At 63.5% G+C, this 18,602-nt stretch carries 16 protein-coding genes; 11 read left to right on the top strand and 5 right to left on the bottom strand.

Annotation, left to right across the window (positions count from 1 at the left end; genetic code table 11):
• Positions 1-222 precede the first annotated feature (222 nt).
• From GXB81_RS14245 to ureG, 6 genes are all read left to right on the top strand, one after another.
• On the top strand, positions 223-525 hold the full coding sequence (locus tag GXB81_RS14245; protein WP_205989476.1) for an urease subunit gamma: 303 nt from the start codon (positions 223-225) through the stop codon (positions 523-525).
• Positions 526-562: 37 nt separating this feature from the next.
• Positions 563-868, top strand: coding sequence for an urease subunit beta (locus GXB81_RS14240; RefSeq protein WP_167036942.1), 306 nt, complete (start codon positions 563-565; stop codon positions 866-868).
• Between the two features lie 151 nt (positions 869-1,019).
• Positions 1,020-2,726 carry an urease subunit alpha gene (gene ureC, locus GXB81_RS14235; RefSeq protein WP_167036455.1) on the top strand — a complete coding sequence of 569 codons (1,707 nt, stop codon included), beginning with the start codon at positions 1,020-1,022 and terminating at the stop codon, positions 2,724-2,726.
• 2 nt (positions 2,727-2,728) lie between these two features.
• Positions 2,729-3,454, top strand: a complete 726-nt coding sequence (gene ureE / locus GXB81_RS14230) for an urease accessory protein UreE (protein WP_205989474.1) — start codon at positions 2,729-2,731, stop codon at positions 3,452-3,454.
• Positions 3,441-4,121, top strand: a complete 681-nt coding sequence (locus GXB81_RS14225) for an urease accessory UreF family protein (protein ID WP_205989472.1) — start codon at positions 3,441-3,443, stop codon at positions 4,119-4,121. The genes ureE and GXB81_RS14225 overlap by 14 nt, the downstream gene beginning before the upstream one ends.
• Positions 4,122-4,140: 19 nt before the next feature.
• Positions 4,141-4,797, top strand: coding sequence for an urease accessory protein UreG (ureG, locus tag GXB81_RS14220; protein ID WP_167036447.1), 657 nt, complete (start codon positions 4,141-4,143; stop codon positions 4,795-4,797).
• Between the two features lie 2 nt (positions 4,798-4,799).
• Here ureG and GXB81_RS14215 read toward each other — a convergent pair whose 3' ends face one another.
• From GXB81_RS14215 to GXB81_RS14195, 5 genes are all read right to left on the bottom strand, one after another.
• Positions 4,800-5,171 (bottom strand): hypothetical protein, encoded by a 372-nt coding sequence (locus GXB81_RS14215; protein ID WP_167036444.1) that lies wholly within the window; start codon positions 5,169-5,171, stop codon positions 4,800-4,802.
• On the bottom strand, positions 5,168-6,481 hold the full coding sequence (waaA, locus tag GXB81_RS14210) for a lipid IV(A) 3-deoxy-D-manno-octulosonic acid transferase (RefSeq protein WP_205989471.1): 1,314 nt from the start codon (positions 6,479-6,481) through the stop codon (positions 5,168-5,170). Before waaA ends, GXB81_RS14215 begins: the two co-directional genes overlap by 4 nt.
• Positions 6,482-6,713: 232 nt before the next feature.
• Positions 6,714-7,598, bottom strand: coding sequence for a Kdo hydroxylase family protein (locus tag GXB81_RS14205; protein WP_167036439.1), 885 nt, complete (start codon positions 7,596-7,598; stop codon positions 6,714-6,716).
• Positions 7,599-7,686: 88 nt separating this feature from the next.
• Entirely contained in the window at positions 7,687-8,688 is a 1,002-nt protein-coding gene (gene waaC / locus GXB81_RS14200; protein ID WP_167036437.1) for a lipopolysaccharide heptosyltransferase I, read from the bottom strand.
• Between the two features lie 266 nt (positions 8,689-8,954).
• Positions 8,955-10,349, bottom strand: coding sequence for a phosphomannomutase/phosphoglucomutase (locus tag GXB81_RS14195; protein ID WP_167036434.1), 1,395 nt, complete (start codon positions 10,347-10,349; stop codon positions 8,955-8,957).
• A 293-nt stretch (positions 10,350-10,642) separates the two neighbouring features.
• Here GXB81_RS14195 and GXB81_RS14190 point away from each other — a divergent pair, with 293 nt between their 5' ends.
• The 5 genes from GXB81_RS14190 to GXB81_RS14170 all read left to right on the top strand — a co-directional run bounded on the left by GXB81_RS14190 (position 10,643) and on the right by GXB81_RS14170 (position 18,038).
• The gene (locus GXB81_RS14190; protein WP_205989469.1) at positions 10,643-11,905 is read left to right on the top strand and encodes a hypothetical protein; all 1,263 of its coding nucleotides are present in this window, start codon (positions 10,643-10,645) and stop codon (positions 11,903-11,905) included.
• Positions 11,902-12,732, top strand: a complete 831-nt coding sequence (locus GXB81_RS14185) for a glycosyltransferase (protein WP_167036428.1) — start codon at positions 11,902-11,904, stop codon at positions 12,730-12,732. Before GXB81_RS14190 ends, GXB81_RS14185 begins: the two co-directional genes overlap by 4 nt.
• An 87-nt stretch (positions 12,733-12,819) precedes the next feature.
• Positions 12,820-13,968 carry a glycosyltransferase family 4 protein gene (locus GXB81_RS14180; protein ID WP_205989467.1) on the top strand — a complete coding sequence of 383 codons (1,149 nt, stop codon included), beginning with the start codon at positions 12,820-12,822 and terminating at the stop codon, positions 13,966-13,968.
• 12 nt (positions 13,969-13,980) lie between these two features.
• A complete protein-coding gene (gene galE, locus GXB81_RS14175) occupies positions 13,981-15,003 on the top strand; it encodes a UDP-glucose 4-epimerase GalE (protein WP_205989465.1) in 1,023 nt (340 codons plus the stop codon).
• Positions 15,004-16,847: 1,844 nt separating this feature from the next.
• Positions 16,848-18,038, top strand: coding sequence for a hypothetical protein (locus GXB81_RS14170; protein WP_167036419.1), 1,191 nt, complete (start codon positions 16,848-16,850; stop codon positions 18,036-18,038).
• Positions 18,039-18,602: the final 564 nt, after the last annotated feature.

Raw genomic sequence — 18,602 nt, 5'->3', positions numbered from 1 at the left:
AGGCCGCGACGCGATGGCATACGGCTTGCATTGCATTGCGCCGCCGCACTGTGCTGCCGCGTGGCACCACGACCCGACGGCCGCCCCCTGTCTGTAAGCCCACCGTTAGCAGGACTTGATACTGTGACCAGTTGATCCGGCATGGCCGCATTGTCCGCAACGCGACAGGCCACGCCACCACGACCGACCTCACCGCAAGCCCTATTTGCAAGCCCATATCCGATGAAGCTGACACCTCGCGAGAAGGACAAGCTGCTGATCTTCACCGCCGCGCTGCTCGCCGAACGGCGCCGCGCGCGCGGCCTCAAACTGAACTATCCGGAAGCGGTCGCCCTCATCAGCGCGGCGCTGATGGAAGCGGCGCGCGACGGCAGGAGCGTCGCCGAGGTCATGCACTACGGCACCACGCTGCTCACGCGCGCCGACGTGATGGAAGGCGTACCCGAGATGATCCCCGACATCCAGGTCGAGGCGACGTTCCCCGACGGCACCAAGCTCGTCACGGTGCATCATCCGATTCCCTGAACTTCTTACCGTCAAGGCAGGCTCCATGGCAGGTTCCATGATTCCCGGCGAACTCCTCATCGACGACGGCGAGCACGAACTGAACGCAGGCCGCGCGACGCTCACGGTGGTCGTGTCGAATACCGGCGATCGGCCGGTGCAGATCGGCTCGCACTACCACTTCTACGAGGTGAACGAAGCGCTGTCGTTCGATCGCGACGCGGCGCGCGGCTTTCGCCTGAACATCGCGGCCGGCACCGCCGTGCGCTTCGAGCCCGGCCAGGAGCGCACGGTCGAGCTCGTCGAACTGGCGGGCGAGCGGGTCGTCTACGGCTTCAACGGCAAGGTGATGGGCAAGCTGTGAGGTACGCGAGCCGCGCCCGTTCGCTTCGGCCGCGCTGTGCCGCTTCTGGCCTCGCTTCATAACCTTGCTTCACGGCCTTGCTTTATAGCTTCCCTTCGCAACCACGCTCCGCAGCCTCGCTTCGCTTAGCCGCCCATTCCGGACCCACACCATGACACTACGCATTGGCCGCCGCGCATACGCGGAGATGTTCGGCCCCACCACCGGCGACCGCGTGCGCCTCGCCGACACCGACCTGCTGATCGAGATCGAACGCGACTTCACGACCTACGGCGAAGAGGTCAAGTTCGGCGGCGGCAAGGTGATTCGCGACGGCATGGGCCAGTCGCAGCGCGTGCATGCCGAGGTCGTCGATACGGTCGTGACGAACGCGGTGATTCTCGATCACTGGGGCATCGTGAAGGCCGACATCGGCATCAAGGACGGGCGCATCGCGGCGATCGGCAAGGCCGGCAACCCCGACATCCAGCCCAACGTGACGATCGCAATCGGTGCGTCCACCGAAGTGATCGCGGGCGAAGGGCTGATCGTGACGGCGGGCGGCATCGATACGCATATCCACTTCATCAGCCCGCAGCAGATCGAAGAAGCGCTCGCGAGCGGCGTGACGACGATGCTCGGCGGCGGCACCGGCCCCGCGACCGGCACCAATGCGACGACCTGCACGCCGGGGCCGTGGCATCTCGAACGCATGCTGCAGGCGGCCGACGGGTATCCGATGAACCTCGGCTTTCTCGGCAAGGGCAACGCGAGCCGGCCGCAGCCGCTCGTCGAGCAGATCGCCGCCGGCGCGATCGGCCTGAAGCTGCACGAGGACTGGGGCACGACGCCGGCCGCGATCGACAACTGCCTTGCCGTCGCCGACGACACCGACACGCAGGTCGCGATCCACACCGACACGCTCAACGAAGCGGGCTTCGTCGAAGCGACCGTGGCCGCGTTCAGGGGCCGCACGATCCACACGTATCACACCGAAGGCGCGGGCGGCGGCCACGCGCCCGACATCATCAAGGTATGCGGCGAGGCGAACGTGCTGCCCTCGTCGACGAATCCGACACGCCCCTATACGGTCAACACGCTCGAAGAACATCTCGACATGCTGATGGTGTGTCATCACCTCGACCCGTCGATTGCCGAAGACATCGCCTTTGCCGAATCGCGGATTCGCCGCGAGACGATCGCGGCCGAGGACATCCTGCACGACCTCGGCGCGCTGTCGATGCTGTCTTCCGATTCGCAGGCGATGGGGCGTGTCGGCGAGGTCATCATTCGCACGTGGCAGACCGCGCACAAGATGAAGGTGCAACGCGGCGCGCTGCCCGAGGACAACGCGCGTCACGACAATTTCCGTGCGAAGCGCTACGTCGCGAAGTACACGATCAACCCGGCGATCACGCACGGCATCGCGCATGAAGTCGGTTCGATCGAACCGGGCAAGTGGGCCGACCTCGTGTTCTGGGAGCCGGCGTTTTTCGGCATCAAGCCGTCGCTGATCCTCAAGGGCGGCATGATCGCGATGGCGCAGATGGGCGACCCCAACGCATCGATTCCGACACCGCAGCCCGTGCACTATCGCGAGATGTTCGCGACGCGCGGCGGCGCGCTCGGCCGAACGTCGCTGACCTTCGTCTCGCGGATGGCCGCCGAGGCGAACGTCGCCGAACGCTATGGTTTGCAAAAGCGCATCGTCGCAGTGAAGAACTGCCGCAACATCACGAAGGCCGACATGATTCACAACGCGTGGCGCCCGAACATCAGCGTCGATCCCGAAACGTATCAGGTGATCGCCGACGGCCAGTTGCTCACCTGCGAGCCGGCCGCCGTGCTGCCGATGGCGCAACGTTATTTCCTGTTCTAGACATGCGTACTCTCGACAAACTTCTCGCACCGCATCTGAAACTCGCGCCCGTCTTGATCCGGCGCGCCCCGACATTGACGCTCGCCTTCGACGAGCGCCGCAAGAGCCGTCTGGCGGCGACGCTCGACAACGGCGAGGAAGTCGCCTTGCTGTTACCGCGCGGCACCGTGCTGCACGACGGCGACGTGCTCATCGCCGACGATGGCGGTCTCGTGCGTGTCGTTGCCGCGCATGAAGCTGTGCTTTACGTACGCGCTTCGGATGCGCTGACGCTCACGCGCGCCGCGTATCACCTCGGCAATCGTCATACGCCGGTGGAAGTCGGCGCCGATTATCTGAAGCTCGAATACGATCCGGTGCTTGCCGATATGCTCGTGCGCATCGGCGCGACGGTCGAGCAGGTATCGCTGCCGTTCCAGCCCGAAGCGGGCGCGTATGGCGGCGGACACAAGCATGGTCACGACGAGACCTTCGCCGAAGACTATGCGCTCGCGCAGCAGGTGTTCGGTGAGCATCATGGGCCGGGGCATGCGCATGCTCATGAGGGTTGCGCGCATTCGCATGGGCACCCACATACGCACTCGCAAGCGCGTGAGCACGAGCACGAGCACGGCCATGAGCGTGGCCACGATCACGATCATCAGCATGGCCAGGCATGTGACCATGACCATGCGTACGACGACACATGCGGCCACTCGCATCACTCGCACCCGCATGCGCATCGCTGAACTCACCGCACTGCTGCATCTCGCGTCGCCGGCGCTGCCGATCGGCGCGTTCAGCTATTCGCAGAGCCTCGAAGCAGCCATCGAAGCGCAATTGATCACCGACGCAGATTCCGCGCGCGACTGGATCGCAAGCGGCCTGACCGACGTGCTCGCACGCTGCGAGCTGCCGTTTCTCGCGCAGCAAATGGAGCGCTGGCGCACGCACGACGCGGCCGGCCTCGCCGATGCCAACGGCGAATTTCTCGCGAGCCGCGAATCGGCCGAACTGCGGCGCGAAACGGAGCAGATGGGCTGGTCGCTGCGGCAATTGTGCGTGTCGCTCGAATGGGGCGATGCGTCACGACGCGCGACGCTCGCCACGCTCACGCCGCTCGCGCAGCCGACCGCGTTCGCCTTCGCCGCCTATGCGCACGACGCCGCCGCCTATGCCGCGCTGGCCGCCTACGCGTTCAGCTGGGTCGAGAACCAGGCCGCCGCCGCCCTGAAGGCGGTGCCGCTCGGACAGCTCGCGGGCCAGCGCATCATCGTCGCGCTGCGCGGGCCGATCGATGCGGCCGTCGCGCGGGCGCTCGCGACCTCGCGCGAGGACCTCAACACGTTCGCGCCGCAGCTCGGCATTCTCTCGGCGCGCCACGAGTCGCAGTATTCGCGGCTCTTCCGCTCGTAACACGCTCACACGATCCATCATGAACGCACCTCATCATTCCGCTTTCCCCGCCCGACCCCGCACGAAGAAACTGCCGCCGCTGCGCGTGGGCGTCGGCGGTCCGGTCGGCTCGGGCAAGACCACGTTGCTCGAAATGCTGTGCAAGGCGATGCGCGACCGGTACGACCTCGTCGCGATCACGAACGACATCTACACGAAAGAGGACCAGCGTCTGCTGACGGTGGCGGGCGCGTTGCCGGCCGAGCGAATCATGGGCGTCGAGACGGGCGGCTGCCCGCACACGGCGATCCGCGAGGATGCGTCGATCAACCTCGAAGCGGTCGAGCGCATGCTCACGCGTTTTCCCGACGCGGACATCGTGTTCATCGAATCGGGCGGCGACAATCTCGCGGCGACCTTCAGCCCGGAACTGTCGGACCTGACGATCTACGTAATCGACGTCGCGGGCGGCGAGAAGATTCCGCGCAAGGGCGGCCCCGGTATCACCAAGTCGGATCTGCTCGTCATCAACAAGACGGACCTCGCGCCGCTGGTCGGCGCGAACCTCGACGTGATGGCGTCCGATGCGACCAGGATGCGCGGCGAGCGGCCATTTGTGATGTGCAATCTGAAGGCGCTCGCGGGCCTGGACGAGGTGGTCGCGTTTATTGAAAAGAAGGGGTTGTTGAGGGTGTGAGACTACCGCTTCAAGCGAAGACACATGTAGCGATAAGCAACGTCATCTGGATTAACGGCTCCCCCACCAACCAGCTGGATAGACGACGTGAGCTGAGCCATTCGCATATCGGCCAGTTTTCTGGCGGAATCGATCTGCGAATACTGAACATCACATTGCGTGTGATGCAATTCCGTATTGCTCTGCATCAGACTTTCATTTTGCTGCTTGAGCAATGCAACTTGCTCCTGAAGCAGAGAAATCCGGCCACCGTAAAAATGGTCCACCACTGCGTGATACATACCCAAGACGGTCCCCATCACGATCAACGGCGGCCCCCATCGATTGATTAAAGTCCGAAGAAGAATTAACCGCCCATCGGCTTTTTTCCTCATCCCGGCAACACCGCCGTCAACACATCCACCGTTCGCGCCGTCGCTCCGCTGTGCCGTGCGGCGAACGCCGCCGCCGCGCCACCCATCGCCAGCCGCCGCGCCCTGTCGCCAAACAGCTCGCGCAACGCGCGTGCCAGATCGGCCGGGTCCTGCACCTGCACGGCAGCGCCGGCCGCGACCGCATCGGCAGTGGCCTGGGTGAAGTTGAACACGTGCGGGCCGATCAGCACCGGCACGCCGACCGCGCACGCTTCGATCAGATTCTGTCCGCCGAGCGGCAACAGACTGCCGCCGATAAACGCAAGGTCCGACGCCGCATAGTAAGCGCCCAGCTCGCCCATCGAATCGCCGAGCAGCACTTTCACGTCCGCGGGCAACGGCGGCACGCCGTCGTCCACGCTTCGCGCCGCCGACGCGAGCTTCGCATCGGGCGCCCAGTTCGAGCGGCGTTCGAGCCGCAAGCCCGCCTTCCCGACGAGCCCCGCGACCTCGTTGAAGCGCTGCGGATGGCGCGGCACCAGAATCAGCAGCGCATCGTCGACGCCAAGCGCCGCAAACGCTTCGAGCACGAGCGCCTCTTCGCCCTCGCGCGTGCTGGCCGCGACCCACACGGGCCGCGTGCCGATCGCGGCGCGCCACGCATGACCGCGCGCCACGAGTTCGGGCGGCGTGCTCATATCGAACTTCAGATTGCCGAGCACCGCGACGTTGCGCGCGCCGAGCGCGGTCAGCCGTTCGGCGTCGGACGGGCTCTGCGCGAGCACGCGCGCGAAACCACCGAACACGTCCTTCGTCGCGCTGCCGAACTTCGCCGCGCGCTTGTACGAACGCGCCGACATCCGCGCATTGGTCAATATGAGCGGCACGTCGGCGCGGCGGCATTCGTCGATCAGCGTCGGCCACACTTCGGTCTCCATCACGAGACCGAGCGACGGCCGCCACGCGCGCAGAAAACGCCGCACCGCGTGCGGCATGTCGTAGGGCAGATAACAGCGCAGCACGCGGTCGCCGAAAATCCCGGTGCCGGTCGCGCGGCCGCTCGGCGTCATGTGCGTGAGCAGAATGCGTGCGTCGGGACGCGCCTTCATCAATGCATCGATGAGCGGCTGCGCAGCGCGCGTTTCGCCGACCGACACCGCATGCACCCAGATCAACGGCGCGCTGTCCTCGGGCAGGCGGCCGCGCGCATAGCCGAAGCGCTCGCCGATATGCTCGCGATATCCGCGCTCCTTGCGCGAACGGATCAACAGACGCAGCACGGCCAGCGGCGCGACGAGCCACCAGAGCGCGCGATAAATCGCTCTTAGCATCGGCGCTCCGCATCGTTCGCATGGCTCGGGCGGCTCGAATGATCCGCGCGGCGCGTGGGGTGCACGGGATGCACGTAGTTCGTGTGGTTCGGACGCTTTAGGTGAATCGCGCCGATCGCCGCGCCCGCGCGAATCACACCGCCCACGCAACTCGCGCGACTCGCATCGATCTCACCCCACGACAAACAAGCGGCCGGCGCGCCCCGCCAGGCCATCAGGCCAACCGCGGCGCTCAAACCAGCGCCCTGCCCTTCAGGCGCTCGAGAATGCCGAGCGGCGCGCACTCGGGCTGCGCCATCGCCTTCACCGGCAGGAAGAACGTCTGTTCGAGCATGAACTGGCCGGACATCACCGCATGCGAGGCCTGATCGGAGAAGCACACCCACACGCAGCCCGGCGGAAACCGCATGGTCTCCTGCGGGCTCGTCTTCTGATAGTCGAGGTCGGCCTTCATGCCGTCGTGCAGATTGAGCATCAGATGGTCGTACTCGCTGCGCGGCGACTTGGTGACGTGCAGCAGATTCAGCAGCCATGCCGAGCCCGGCATCTGCGGCTTGATGCGCGGCAGGAAGCGTTGCGCGATGTCCTCGAACGGTTCGCCGACGCGCCACACGCGCGGCTCGCCATGCGGATTGACGTTCGTAAACACGCGCAGGATACGCTCGCCGTAATTGGGCCGCGACGGAAACGCGTCGATGTGCAGACGGCTATCGTCCTTGCGCCACGAGCTTTGGCGCGTAGCGACCTGATGCAGCCGCAGGCTCGTGGGCGCGACGCGCAGCTTGCCGTCGTATTCGGGGAACAGCCCGTCGACGAGCGTGCGCGCATTGGCCTGATAGCGCGCCACCAGCGCACGCACGGCCGACTGCGTGACCGCGTCGCCGGCCACGCCGTGCAGCGCGCCGCCGTTCGGTTCGAGGCTGATGTTCTTGCGGTTCGGATCGGCGAGCGCCGGGTCGAGCAGCGCCTGCTCGCCGCCTTCGATCGCGAAGCGCAGGTTCGGGAAGTACAGCACCTTGCCGCGCTCGACGCCGGCGAGCAGCGTCTCGCGCGGCACGGACAGGTTGCGGCCGTGCCAATCGGCGCTCGCTACTTCGATGATCTGGGTTTCGTTCATGGTCGCCCTTGGGAACGGAAGGTGCGGAAGGTGCTCAAGGCGCAGCGCACCGGCGGATTGCAGCGGACGCGGGGGATGGCGGCCCCGGCTATAGAAGACCGAAGCCCGCCAGCGCCGACTTGACCTGTTGCAGCGTCGGCGGCTGCCCGGCCGCGCCGAGATTGACGACGTTCGGCGACCAGTAGCCGCCGGTGCGCCACGCAGTGGAGAAATTGTACAACTCGACCGTGGGCCGCTTCAGCGCCGCGGCGATGTGCACTAGCCCCGTGTCGACCCCGACCGTCGCAGCCGCGCCCTCGATCAGACCGACCACGGCCGGCAGCGACAGCTTCGGCGGCACGATCGCGGCCGCGCCGAATTCCTTCGCGAGCCGCTCGCTGGTCGCGCGCTCGGCCTCGCTGCCCCACGGCAGCACGAGCGACGCGCCGCGCCGCACGAGCGACTGCCCGAGTTCGATCCACGCGGTATCGGGCCACTGCTTGTCGGCGCGCGAGGTCGCGTGCACGAACACGACGTACGGCACCGGCAGGTTCAGATTCGCCTGCGACAGCGCGAGCGCCGCACGGCGCGTATCGAGGCCGAAGTCGATCTCGTCGGTCGGTTGCGGCGCGGGGTCGCCGAGCGCCGCCGCCACCAGTTGCCGCGTGCGCTCGACTACGTGCGTGCGCGGCTCGATCGGCACGCGCCGGTCGTAGAAGAAGCGCACCGGCCATTCGAAGCCCGCGCCCTCGGTGCGGTTCGCGAGACCGGTCACCGGTCCGCGCGCCATGCTCGACACCCAGGCGGTCTTGATGAGCCCCTGGCAGTCGATCACGAGGTCGTAGTGCTCGGCCGCGAGCGCGCGGCGAAACGCGCCGATCTCGCGCCAGTTGCCGACCGACAGGATGCGCTTGCGCCAGCGCCGCAGCGACACCGGAATCGCGCGCCGCACGCCGCCGACGAGTTCCACGAGCCCGACGAAGCTCTCTTCGACGAGCCAGTCGATCTGCGCATCGGGATGGCGGCGCCGGATGTCGGCGATCACCGGCATGTTGTGAACGACGTCGCCCAGCGACGACACCCTCACGATCAGTATCTTTTGCGCGCTCAAGAGTGGGAAAACCGGCTGTCCGGCTCGAAGATGCGTTGATAAAGCCCCGAACCCGGCGCCGCGCGCCAGGCCCCCGACAGGGCAGAGGACGGCAATTCTAGCGCGCCGCGTGGGCCGCGCATCAAAACGTCACATAAGAATGCGAAAGAGGCCTCGCCTTGGCGCGACATGAAAAACGCGGCGCGGGCAATACCGCCCGCGCCGCGTTCGATGGCGGCGGTGCTTCGACCTGTTGCGACCAGGACCGCGGCACCGCCGCACCGCCGTCAGAACGGCAGTTTCGCGTCGGCCTTCTCCGCGAGAATCACGCGGCGGAAATCGTCCTGGATACGCTTCAACGCCGCGTCGTTGTCGGCCTCGAAACGCATCACGACGACCGGCGTCGTGTTCGACGAACGCGCGAGACCGAAGCCGTCCGGATACTCGACGCGCAGACCGTCGATCTTCACGACGTCGTCCGCGCCGGTGAACTGCGCGTTCTTCTGCAAGCGCGCGATCAGTTCGAAGTTCTCGCCCTCTTCGAGCTTCAGTTGCAGCTCGGGCGTGGCGTGCGAGTTCGGCAGCGAGTTCAGCAGCTGGCTCGGATCGGCGACGCGCGTGAGGATTTCGAGCAGACGCGCGCCCGTGTACAGGCCGTCGTCGAAACCGTACCAGCGGTCCTTGAAGAACACGTGGCCGCTCATTTCGCCCGCGAGCGGCGCGCCGGTTTCGCGCAGCTTCGCCTTCACGAGCGAGTGGCCGGTCTTCCACATCAGCGGCTCGCCGCCCTTGTCCTTGACCCACTTCGCGAGATTGCGCGTGCACTTCACGTCGTAGATGATCTGCGCGCCCTTGTTGCGCGACAGGACTTCTTCGGCGAACAGCATCAGCTGACGGTCCGGATAGATGATCTGGCCGTCTTTCGTGACGACGCCCAGGCGGTCGCCGTCGCCGTCGAACGCGAAGCCGATTTCGGCATCGGTTTCCTTCAGCGCGCGAATCACGTCTTCGAGATTTTCGGGGTGCGCCGGGTCCGGGTGATGGTTCGGGAAGTTGCCGTCGACTTCGGTGAAGAGTTCGACGAGTTCGCAGCCGAGCTTTTTGAACAGCTTCGGCGCGAGGCCGCCGGCCACGCCGTTGCCGGTATCGACGACGATCTTGATCGGGCGCGCGAGCTTCACGTCGCTCGCGATGCGCTCGAGATACTCGTCGGCGATGTCGTACTCGGCGTACGAGCCACTGCCTTGCGCGAAGTTTTCGTCGACGATGCGCTGATGCAGCGCGAGAATCTGCTCGCCGTAAATGGCCGCGCCGCGCAGGACCATCTTGAAGCCGTTGTAGTCGGGCGGATTGTGGCTGCCGGTCACGACGATGCACGAATCGACGCGGCGCTCGCCGCCCGCGAGCTTGAGCGGCACGCTTGCCGCGAAGTAGCCGACCGGCGTGGGCACCATGCCGACGTTGACGACGTCGACACCTGCCGCGCGCAAACCGTCGGACAACGCCTGGATCAGTTCGGGACCCGACAGGCGTCCGTCGCGCGCGACCACGACCGCGTCGCCGCCCTGCGCACGCACTTCGCTGCCGAACGCGCGGCCGATGGAACGCGCGGTCTCGGCATCGAGCGTCTTGCCGACGACGCCACGAATGTCATACGCCTTGAAAATGGATTTGGAGATCATGTTGGCTCACTTGCGTGCAATGGAAAATTTTGACCTGCGCACCGTCGGTGACCGGTAAAAATCGCGGTAAAAACCACGCTAAAACCGGGCCTTGCCTCGCCGCGACGCGCCCTTGCCGGAAGCGATCCGGTTCCAACTTATAATTGCGTTCTTCTGACCAGCCTGAATAACGCCATTCTAATGCTTAGACGCCCTCCTTTTGTAAAGTTGCCGCGGCTGCCGGCCGGGCGGGCGAACATGCAGGGCGCCGCGCAATGCGGCCGCGCCGGCGCGCAACGGCGGGCGGCCAACGGATGCTGACGCTCAAACGTTTCGCCAATCCCGACGTCACGCGCGCGTTCACGAACATCATCTGGCTCGGCCTCGAACGGCTCACGCAGATCGGCGTCGCGATCGCGATCAGCGGCATGCTCGCGCGTTACTTCGGGCCCGACACGTTCGGCAAGTGGCAATACGCGAACACGCTGCTGCTCGTGCTCTCGCCGATCACCTGGGTGTGCGGCGCGGAAATCCTCGTGCCGACCATCGTCAATCGCGCGCCCGCACAACTCGGCACCGTGCTCGGCAGCGCCTTTGCGTTGCGCTTTTCCGTGTCGGCCATCGCGCTGCTGCTCACGTGGCTCGGCATCGCGCTGCATCTGTTCGAGCCGCTCGTCGGCGCGATGCTCGCGGGCCTCGCGGTGACCATGCTGTTTCGCGAACCGTTCGTCGGCATCATCAACGCGTGGCTGCAAAGCATGACCTACAGCAAGCCGCAGTTGCTGACCAGCATGAGCACGGCGGTGCTCAAGGCCGGCCTCGTCTATCTGCTGGTGCGCGCGATGGCCGCGCCCGCGCGCTTCGGCTGGCTGTGGGCGATCGAATCGGCGGCGATCGGCGCGGTGCTGGTGCTCTACTTCATGCGCCGGCATGGCGGCAAGCTCGGCTGGCAGGTCGACCGGACGCTGTTCAAACACTTCGCGAGCGCGGGCACGGTGTTCTGGCTCGGGCTCATCTGTATGTATCTGTTCCTGAAACTGGACCGGCTCATGCTCGAGCGCGCGATTTCGTTCGCCGACCTCGGACGCTATTCGGCCGCGCAGCAGTTGAACGAAAACTGGATCACGCTCGCGCTGATGCTCGCGCAGACCATCGCGCCGGCCTTTGTCTATCGCGTGCAGGGCATCGCGCAACTGCGCCGCAACATGCTGCGCCTGACCGCCTTGACCGCCGTGCTGATGGTGGCCGGCGCGCTCGTGCTCGACCTGCTCGCGGGCTTTATCATCCGCCGCGTGTTCGGGCCGGACTTCGAAGGCGCAATCGGGATCTTCCGCTGGGCCGTGTGGTTGTCCGTGCCGGCCGGTATCGAGGCGATCGGCAATCTGGTCGTGCTCAAGTATCAGGCCAAGTTCGTACTGCTCGCGAAATGGCTGCTTGCGCTCGCGGTGGCGTTCGCGGTCAATCTGCTCGCGATTGCGCGGCTCGGCGCGTATGGCGCGCTCGTGGGTCTCGCGGCCGGTTATCTCGCGGCCGCGTCGGTCAATCTTTATTACATCCGTTTCAAACTGCGCCCATGACGAACTCATCCGCCACCGCGCAAATCCCGCTCGACGACGTCGCGGTGCTGATCCCCGCGTACAACGGCCAGGCGGACCTCGATGCCACGCTCGCCTCGTTCGAGGAAAATGCGCCGGTGCACGTGCTGATCGTCGACGACGGCAGCACGCCGCCGATCGTCGCGCCGACACTGCCGAACCTGCATATCGAAGTGCTGCGCATGGCGCAGAACGGCGGCATCGAACGCGCGTTGCAAACCGGCATCGACGCGCTCGCGCAGCGCGGCTTTCGCTACGCCGCGCGTATCGACACGGGCGACCGCGCGGTGCCGCAACGGCTCGCGAAGCAGCGCGCGTTCATGGAACGGCATCCGAACGTCGCGGGCCTCGGCATGTGGACCCAGGTCGTCACGCGCGCGGGCGAACCACTCTTCATGCTGACGCCGCCCACCGAGCCGGACGCGATCCGGCGTCAGCGCTTTTTCCGCTCGTGCCTCGCGCATCCGTCGATGATGCTGCGCATCGATGCCGTGCGCACGGCCGGCAACTATCGCGCCGAGTATCGTTCGGCGGAAGACCTCGATCTGTTCGTACGTCTGATGGATCGCTACGACTGCGCGAACCTGCCCGAACTCGGTCTCTACTACGAACTGAACGAAGGCGGCATCAGCGCGACGAAGCGGCGCCGCCAGATCGGCTCGACGCTGCGTTTGCAGTTACGCTATTTCAACGCGGGCAATCCGTACGACTGGCTCGGTCTCGCGAAGAATCTGCTGCATCTCGCGCTGCCTTATCGCACGCTGCAGCGGGTCAAGCGCGCGCTGCTCGCGCCGCGCGTGAGTCGTTGAACATGTTGCGCGCGAGGGTCGCGGTTTTGTTTGCGATTTTATTCGCTACCTCGCTCATCAGATAACCCCACGCCCCGCCTTACACGCATGAAGCCCTCTTTCAAGTCGACGCCCGCGCTGCGCATTACACTCGTCTGCAACACGGCCTGGGCAATCTATACGTATCGGCAAGGGCTGATCCGCATGCTGATCGGACGCGGCGTCGACGTCACGGTGCTCGCGCCGCGCGACCGCACGTTCGAATTGCTCACGGCGATGGGCTGCCGCTGCATCGAGCTGCCGGTCGCCTCGAAAGGCACGAGTCCGCGCGAGGATCTGCGCATGCTGCTGGCGCTGTACCGGCAATACCGGACAATTCGTCCGCACGTCGTGTTTCACTACACGATCAAGCCAAACATCTACGGCTCGATCGCGGCGAAGCTCGCCGGCGTGCAGTCGATCGCGGTCACGACGGGGCTCGGCTACGTGTTCATCCAGCAGAGCCGTGCCGCGCAAATCGCCAAAAAGCTGTATCGTTTTGCGTTCCGTTTCCCGCGCGAAGTGTGGTTCCTCAATCGCGACGATCAAGCCGCGTTCATCGACGGCAAGCTGCTCGTGCATCCCGAACGCGCGCGGCTGCTGCATGGCGAAGGCGTCGATCTCGAACAGTTCGCGCTGAGCCCGCTGCCCGAAGGCGCGGAGTTTCGCTTCGTGCTGATCGGACGGCTGCTGTGGGACAAGGGTGTCGGCGAATTCGTCGAGGCCGCGCGGCAGTTGCGCGAACGCTACCCGCATGCGCGCTTCCAGTTGCTCGGGCCGGTCGGCGTCGACAATCCGAGTGCGATCACGCGCGCCGAGGTCGCCGCGTGGGAACAGGAAGGCGTGATCGAGTATCTGGGCGAAGCGCACGACGTGCGGCCGTTTATCGCTGCGGCCGATTGCGTCGTGCTGCCGTCGTATCGCGAAGGCGTGCCGCGCACGCTGATGGAAGCGTCGGCGATGGGCCGGCCGATCGTCACGACCGACGTGCCCGGCTGCCGCGAAGTGGTGGCCGACGGTGTCAACGGCTTGCTGTGCGAAGTGCGCAATGCCGCGAGCCTCGCCGCGAGCCTCGCGCGCATGCTCGATATGAGCGCCGCCGGGCGTCGCGCGATGGCCGAACGCGGCCGGCAGAAAGTCGCAACCGAATTCGACGAACGCATGGTCGTCGAAACCTATAAAGACCTGGTGCAGAAAATCACGGGCGTTTTACTTTAAGGGAGCAACAGCATGACCACGAAGGGCACGATTCTGGTAACGGGCGGTGCGGGCTTCATCGGCTCGCACACCTGCGTCGAACTGCTGAACGGCGGCTACGACGTCGTGGTGATCGACAATCTCGTGAACAGCAGGCGCGAATCGCTGCGGCGCGTGGAGCAGATCACCGGCCGCGCCGTGACCTTCTACGACGACGACGCCTGCGACGAAACGGCACTGCGGCGGATTTTCGACGCGCACCCGATCACCGGCGCGATCCACTTCGCAGCGCTGAAAGCGGTCGGCGAATCGGTCGCGAAGCCGATCGAGTACTACGGCAATAACGTCGGCAGCCTGCTCGCGCTACTCGGCGTGATGCGCGATCGCAACGTGAAGCAGTTCGTGTTCAGCTCGTCGGCGACCGTGTACGGCGTGCCGAAAAGCTCGCCGATCGACGAATCGTTCCCGCTCTGCGCAACCAACCCGTATGGTCAATCGAAGCTGATCGCCGAGCAGGTGCTGCGCGATCTCGAAGTGTCTGACCCGTCGTGGCGCATCGCGACGCTGCGCTATTTCAACCCGGTCGGCGCGCACGAGAGCGGCCTGATCGGCGAAGACCCGGCCGGCATTCCGAACAACCTGATGCCGTACGTCGCACAGGTCGCGGTCGGCAAGCTCGAGAAACTGCGCGTGTTCGGCGGCGATTATGAAACGCCCGACGGTACCGGCGTGCGCGACTACATCCACGTGGTCGATCTGGCGCGCGGGCATCTCGCGGCGCTCGATGCGCTCGTCAAACGCGATGCGAGCTTCGTCGTCAATCTCGGCACGGGTCAGGGCTATAGCGTGCTCGACGTCGTGCGCGCGTTCGAGAAGGCGGCCGGCAAGCCGGTGCCGTATGAGATCGTCGCGCGCCGGCCCGGCGATGTTGCGCAATGTTTCGCAGATCCGGCGGCGGCCGAGCGGATTCTCGGCTGGCGCGCGCAGTTCGGCATCGAGCGCATGTGCGCCGATCATTGGCGCTGGCAGTCGATGAATCCGCGAGGGTTTGCCTGAAGCGGCCGAGGCCGGTTCAATAACGGCAGAAGCGGCCTGAGGGCCGCTGAAGATCGGCCGCGGACCCGGTGAGTCGCGACGCACGGGCTCCGCCGCGGTTGGTCTTTGTGAGGCAGATACCTCGATTACGACAGTCGACGTAGCCGCACGGCAACGTCCTTCCCTCTTTGTAAGCGAGTACTTCCCTTCGGTTCCCCATGGAAAGCATGGCGACGAGTACGCTTGCTTTCTCGCACCCCCACATTCCCACAAGAGTACTTTCAGTTTTCTCGCGCCCCTTTATTCCCCGATAATTCGCGTTTCATGCACTCGCGAATTCAATAAATAATTCAAAAAAACACCATCGGATAAGACCACTTCAGCAGCACTTTTCTTTCATTGAATTCACGATACGAGAATAATTCCCGGCATGTATTCGACTAACGAATACCGTAAACCACAGTAAGGGACACTTCGCATTTCGCTGCTATTTTCCAGTCCAAAACCACATTGGCGGAAAATATCTAGATTCCCTCTCCAGGTATTTTATTCGGAATACTATTTATATGAAGAATTTCAAAATACCGACGCGCTCTCTTTGGTATGAATGAAGTAAGGAGGCCAAGTATTTCATTGTTCCTTTTCGATTCCGGAAGAAGAGTTGTTGCATATGATGCGAAATTCAAGGAAAAACCAACTCCTCGAAAACGGGAGCGGGGAGCTATCGCTTTTTTTGCCTGAACTTTGCCTGCGTTACAAAACTGAAACGTTTTTTGGGGGATAATTCGTGCACTTGAGTTGCGCGGGAAAACCCTATCGCGCAATTCTCTCTCGCTCCATTTGCATCTGCCAGCAGCAATACTTCGCGCCCGGCGAATTCGAAAGATTTCGCTTCGCGGGTGGTGGACTGCAAGTGGCTATCGCGATCAAGACGCTCGCACCGCTGCAATCAACGGAATCGACGCATACATCCTCGATCAGGAAGGGCCGTGCCATTCATATCGAGCGGCTCTGTTCTGATGTTATGACCCTGTCAGTACGTAACGGTCCTTATTTTTCCCGATCAGAGCGTGGGTATGAGTCCGCCACGATCGAGCGAATTTGCCAGTGTGCGTGCCACGAAAGCGGTCGTGCGTGAGATGTAAGGCAGTTACATTTTTATACATTTTAATTCGCATTGCAAATTAACTATTCTGGTCATTTTATGTTATAGCGCCACTTTCTCGAAAACACTTCAATCGACACAGACTTCGCTCTAGTTGTCTTTCTGGACGAAAGTTCGTTCCCTTCTCCAGTCCTGATTCACCCACCGTCGGATGGCGTGTGGATGGCGAGTCGCGTCGAGATGATGTTGCCGCGAGGTGACCAACCGATAAGAGGAGGAATCGCAATACTCGATATCGAACAGCCTGAGTTAATCAGTCATGCTTATCAATATGTCACTCCTATGAAGTGACCTGGTAAGAACGAATCCGCTTTCTCCAGCCTGATCGCAGGGCACTGCCGCTGCGATCGGCGTCATGGCCTCGTCATCTTTTGTCGACGCCCTGGGGCACAGCCGAGGCGCCTTCGGCGCAGGCAGCCCTTTTTTTCGTGAAGTCCGAGGTACAGGGGCTTTGAGTCTTCAAATAAAATTCGAGAGGATCCTGCTAGTGTCATCGAAATTAAAAAACGTTCTTTCCCGCGCCATGCTCGCGGCTTGTACGACTTCTTTTGTCGCGTGTTCGGCGCAAGCACACGGACATTATTCGCACTCGCAAAGCACCCAACCGTCGACATCGAGTGCATCGTCACCCGCAACTCCGGCAACTCCAGCGGCTTCGACCGGCTCGACCAGTTCGGCCGCATCGACCGCATCGGCAGCCGTGCAATCGACACTGATGCCGGCCGACACCTCGGCAAGCGTGTCCTTTGCAGGTCTGTCGAACGGCACGCTGTCGGGCGCGACCGACGTCTCGAAGATCAACGTTCACTCGCTGCTCTACCCGGGTAACACCACGAAGGTGCTGGTGCACTATCTGCCGTGGTTCGACGGCGGCATGGACACGGGTATCAACGTCAACTACTCGAACGCCAATCCGACTTATATCAACTCATTCTTCGCCGATATCGTCAGTCGCGGTGTCGACGGCGTGATGGTGGACTGGCAAGGTCAGACCGATATCAGCGACAAGGACTGGCTCGTTTCGCAGCCGCTCATTCACAATTACACGACGCTGTCGGGCGACAAGCTGACGTTTGCAATCATGCTCGACGCGAACCTGCTGAACAACGCGAGCGGCACCAACCAGGCCAAGGTGCTGGCGGCGATGAACTACATCAATGCGCAGTACCTCAAAGACCCGTCGTATCTGACCTATAACGGCAAGCCCGTTGTCGGCGATTTCGGCCTGACGGCAGCAAGCGGTATCGACTGGACAGCGATTCAGAACGCGTATCCGAATGTCCAGTTCGTGCACCTGGACAACGCGACGTCGCCGGATGGATTCAACATCCCCAAGAGCGGCGGCTCGTTCCTCTGGGTCAACCCGACCTCTCAAGACGTGGTGCCGCCCGATCTGTCGAGCATGGACGACTTCTACACCCGCGCCAATCTGCACCCGACGGAAATCACGATGGGAGGCGCCTACAAGGGCTTCAACTCGCAATATGCGTCGTGGGATGGTCAGCAGTACGTCGATCAGCAGTGCGGTCAGACGTGGCTCAACAGCTTCACCAAGATCAACCAGTACTACAACTCGGCGAAGCAGCTTCCTTTCCTGCAACTGGTGACATGGGATGACTACTACGAAGGCACGCCGCTGGAAACGGGTGTCGATAACTGTCTGACGCTGAATACGTCGGCGAGCGGCCGCACGATTACGGTTTCCCCGTCGAATACGAGTACCCTCGACCATCTGGAGTTGTGGAGCTTTAACAATTCCGCGTGGAGCCAGGTGAGCTACCCGGCCAACACGACCACGATCCCGGTAACCGCCGCGGGTACTTACTACGTCAAGGCGGTGGGCAAGCCGTTTATCAAGAACACGCTTTCTTCGGCCATCACGGTCAATTAAGCGGTCGCGTCCGCGTCGCGTGACATCGAATGATGTCACGTGGCGCCTCGCGTTCAGAGCAGGAAGTACGCTGTGCGATACGGCGTACTTCCTTGTTCTCCTCTTCGATCATTCAATGAGCGGCAAAGCATTCGTACCCCAGCCAATGCGCGCGCTCATCACTTCATAGCGATCCCTGACTCACGGCGCGGCCATTCAACTCGCCAACACACTCAGCACGTGTTCCTCGCCACCTGTTTGATCGCGCCTCGTCCCCGCCCATAGCAGATCGAACCCGATCACGCGCGCCGCAGGAAATTGCCTCAGTCAGTACTCACAGAAAAAAATCGCCAAATCCGCTCCTCTTTGTCCGATTCGGCCGCATCCCCTCCGCAGCACCCGATCCACCGGGCGAGATTGTCAAACCAGCCGCGGTGATCTAGCTGGTTGAATACATCTCGGTCGCCTACATCGCAGTTCGGTGCGGCAGCGAACAGAGCGGAAATCTCCTTTCATACGACATTAGCGTCGTAATGCCCGCGCTAAGGAGAAAACAAACGTGAATCACACATTACACGTGCCATC

This window comes from Paraburkholderia sp. Ac-20336 (assembly GCF_017105025.1).
Taxonomy (GTDB): Bacteria; Pseudomonadota; Gammaproteobacteria; order Burkholderiales; family Burkholderiaceae; genus Paraburkholderia.
This window is presented reverse-complemented; position numbering and strand designations above follow the sequence as displayed.

Bases quoted from the DNA above. Each gene is read 5' to 3' on its own strand.
- GXB81_RS14190 (WP_205989469.1), top strand. From the start codon at position 10,643: ATGCTGACGCTCAAACGTTTCGCCAATCCCGACGTCACGCGCGCGTTC.
- GXB81_RS14245 (WP_205989476.1), top strand. From the start codon at position 223: ATGAAGCTGACACCTCGCGAGAAGGACAAGCTGCTGATCTTCACCGCC.
- waaA (WP_205989471.1), bottom strand. From the start codon at position 6,481: ATGCTAAGAGCGATTTATCGCGCGCTCTGGTGGCTCGTCGCGCCGCTG.
- GXB81_RS14205 (WP_167036439.1), bottom strand. From the start codon at position 7,598: ATGAACGAAACCCAGATCATCGAAGTAGCGAGCGCCGATTGGCACGGC.
- ureG (WP_167036447.1), top strand. From the start codon at position 4,141: ATGAACGCACCTCATCATTCCGCTTTCCCCGCCCGACCCCGCACGAAG.
- ureC (WP_167036455.1), top strand. From the start codon at position 1,020: ATGACACTACGCATTGGCCGCCGCGCATACGCGGAGATGTTCGGCCCC.
- GXB81_RS14215 (WP_167036444.1), bottom strand. From the start codon at position 5,171: ATGAGGAAAAAAGCCGATGGGCGGTTAATTCTTCTTCGGACTTTAATC.
- galE (WP_205989465.1), top strand. From the start codon at position 13,981: ATGACCACGAAGGGCACGATTCTGGTAACGGGCGGTGCGGGCTTCATC.
- ureE (WP_205989474.1), top strand. From the start codon at position 2,729: ATGCGTACTCTCGACAAACTTCTCGCACCGCATCTGAAACTCGCGCCC.
- GXB81_RS14180 (WP_205989467.1), top strand. From the start codon at position 12,820: ATGAAGCCCTCTTTCAAGTCGACGCCCGCGCTGCGCATTACACTCGTC.
- GXB81_RS14225 (WP_205989472.1), top strand. From the start codon at position 3,441: ATGCGCATCGCTGAACTCACCGCACTGCTGCATCTCGCGTCGCCGGCG.
- GXB81_RS14185 (WP_167036428.1), top strand. From the start codon at position 11,902: ATGACGAACTCATCCGCCACCGCGCAAATCCCGCTCGACGACGTCGCG.
- GXB81_RS14240 (WP_167036942.1), top strand. From the start codon at position 563: ATGATTCCCGGCGAACTCCTCATCGACGACGGCGAGCACGAACTGAAC.
- GXB81_RS14195 (WP_167036434.1), bottom strand. From the start codon at position 10,349: ATGATCTCCAAATCCATTTTCAAGGCGTATGACATTCGTGGCGTCGTC.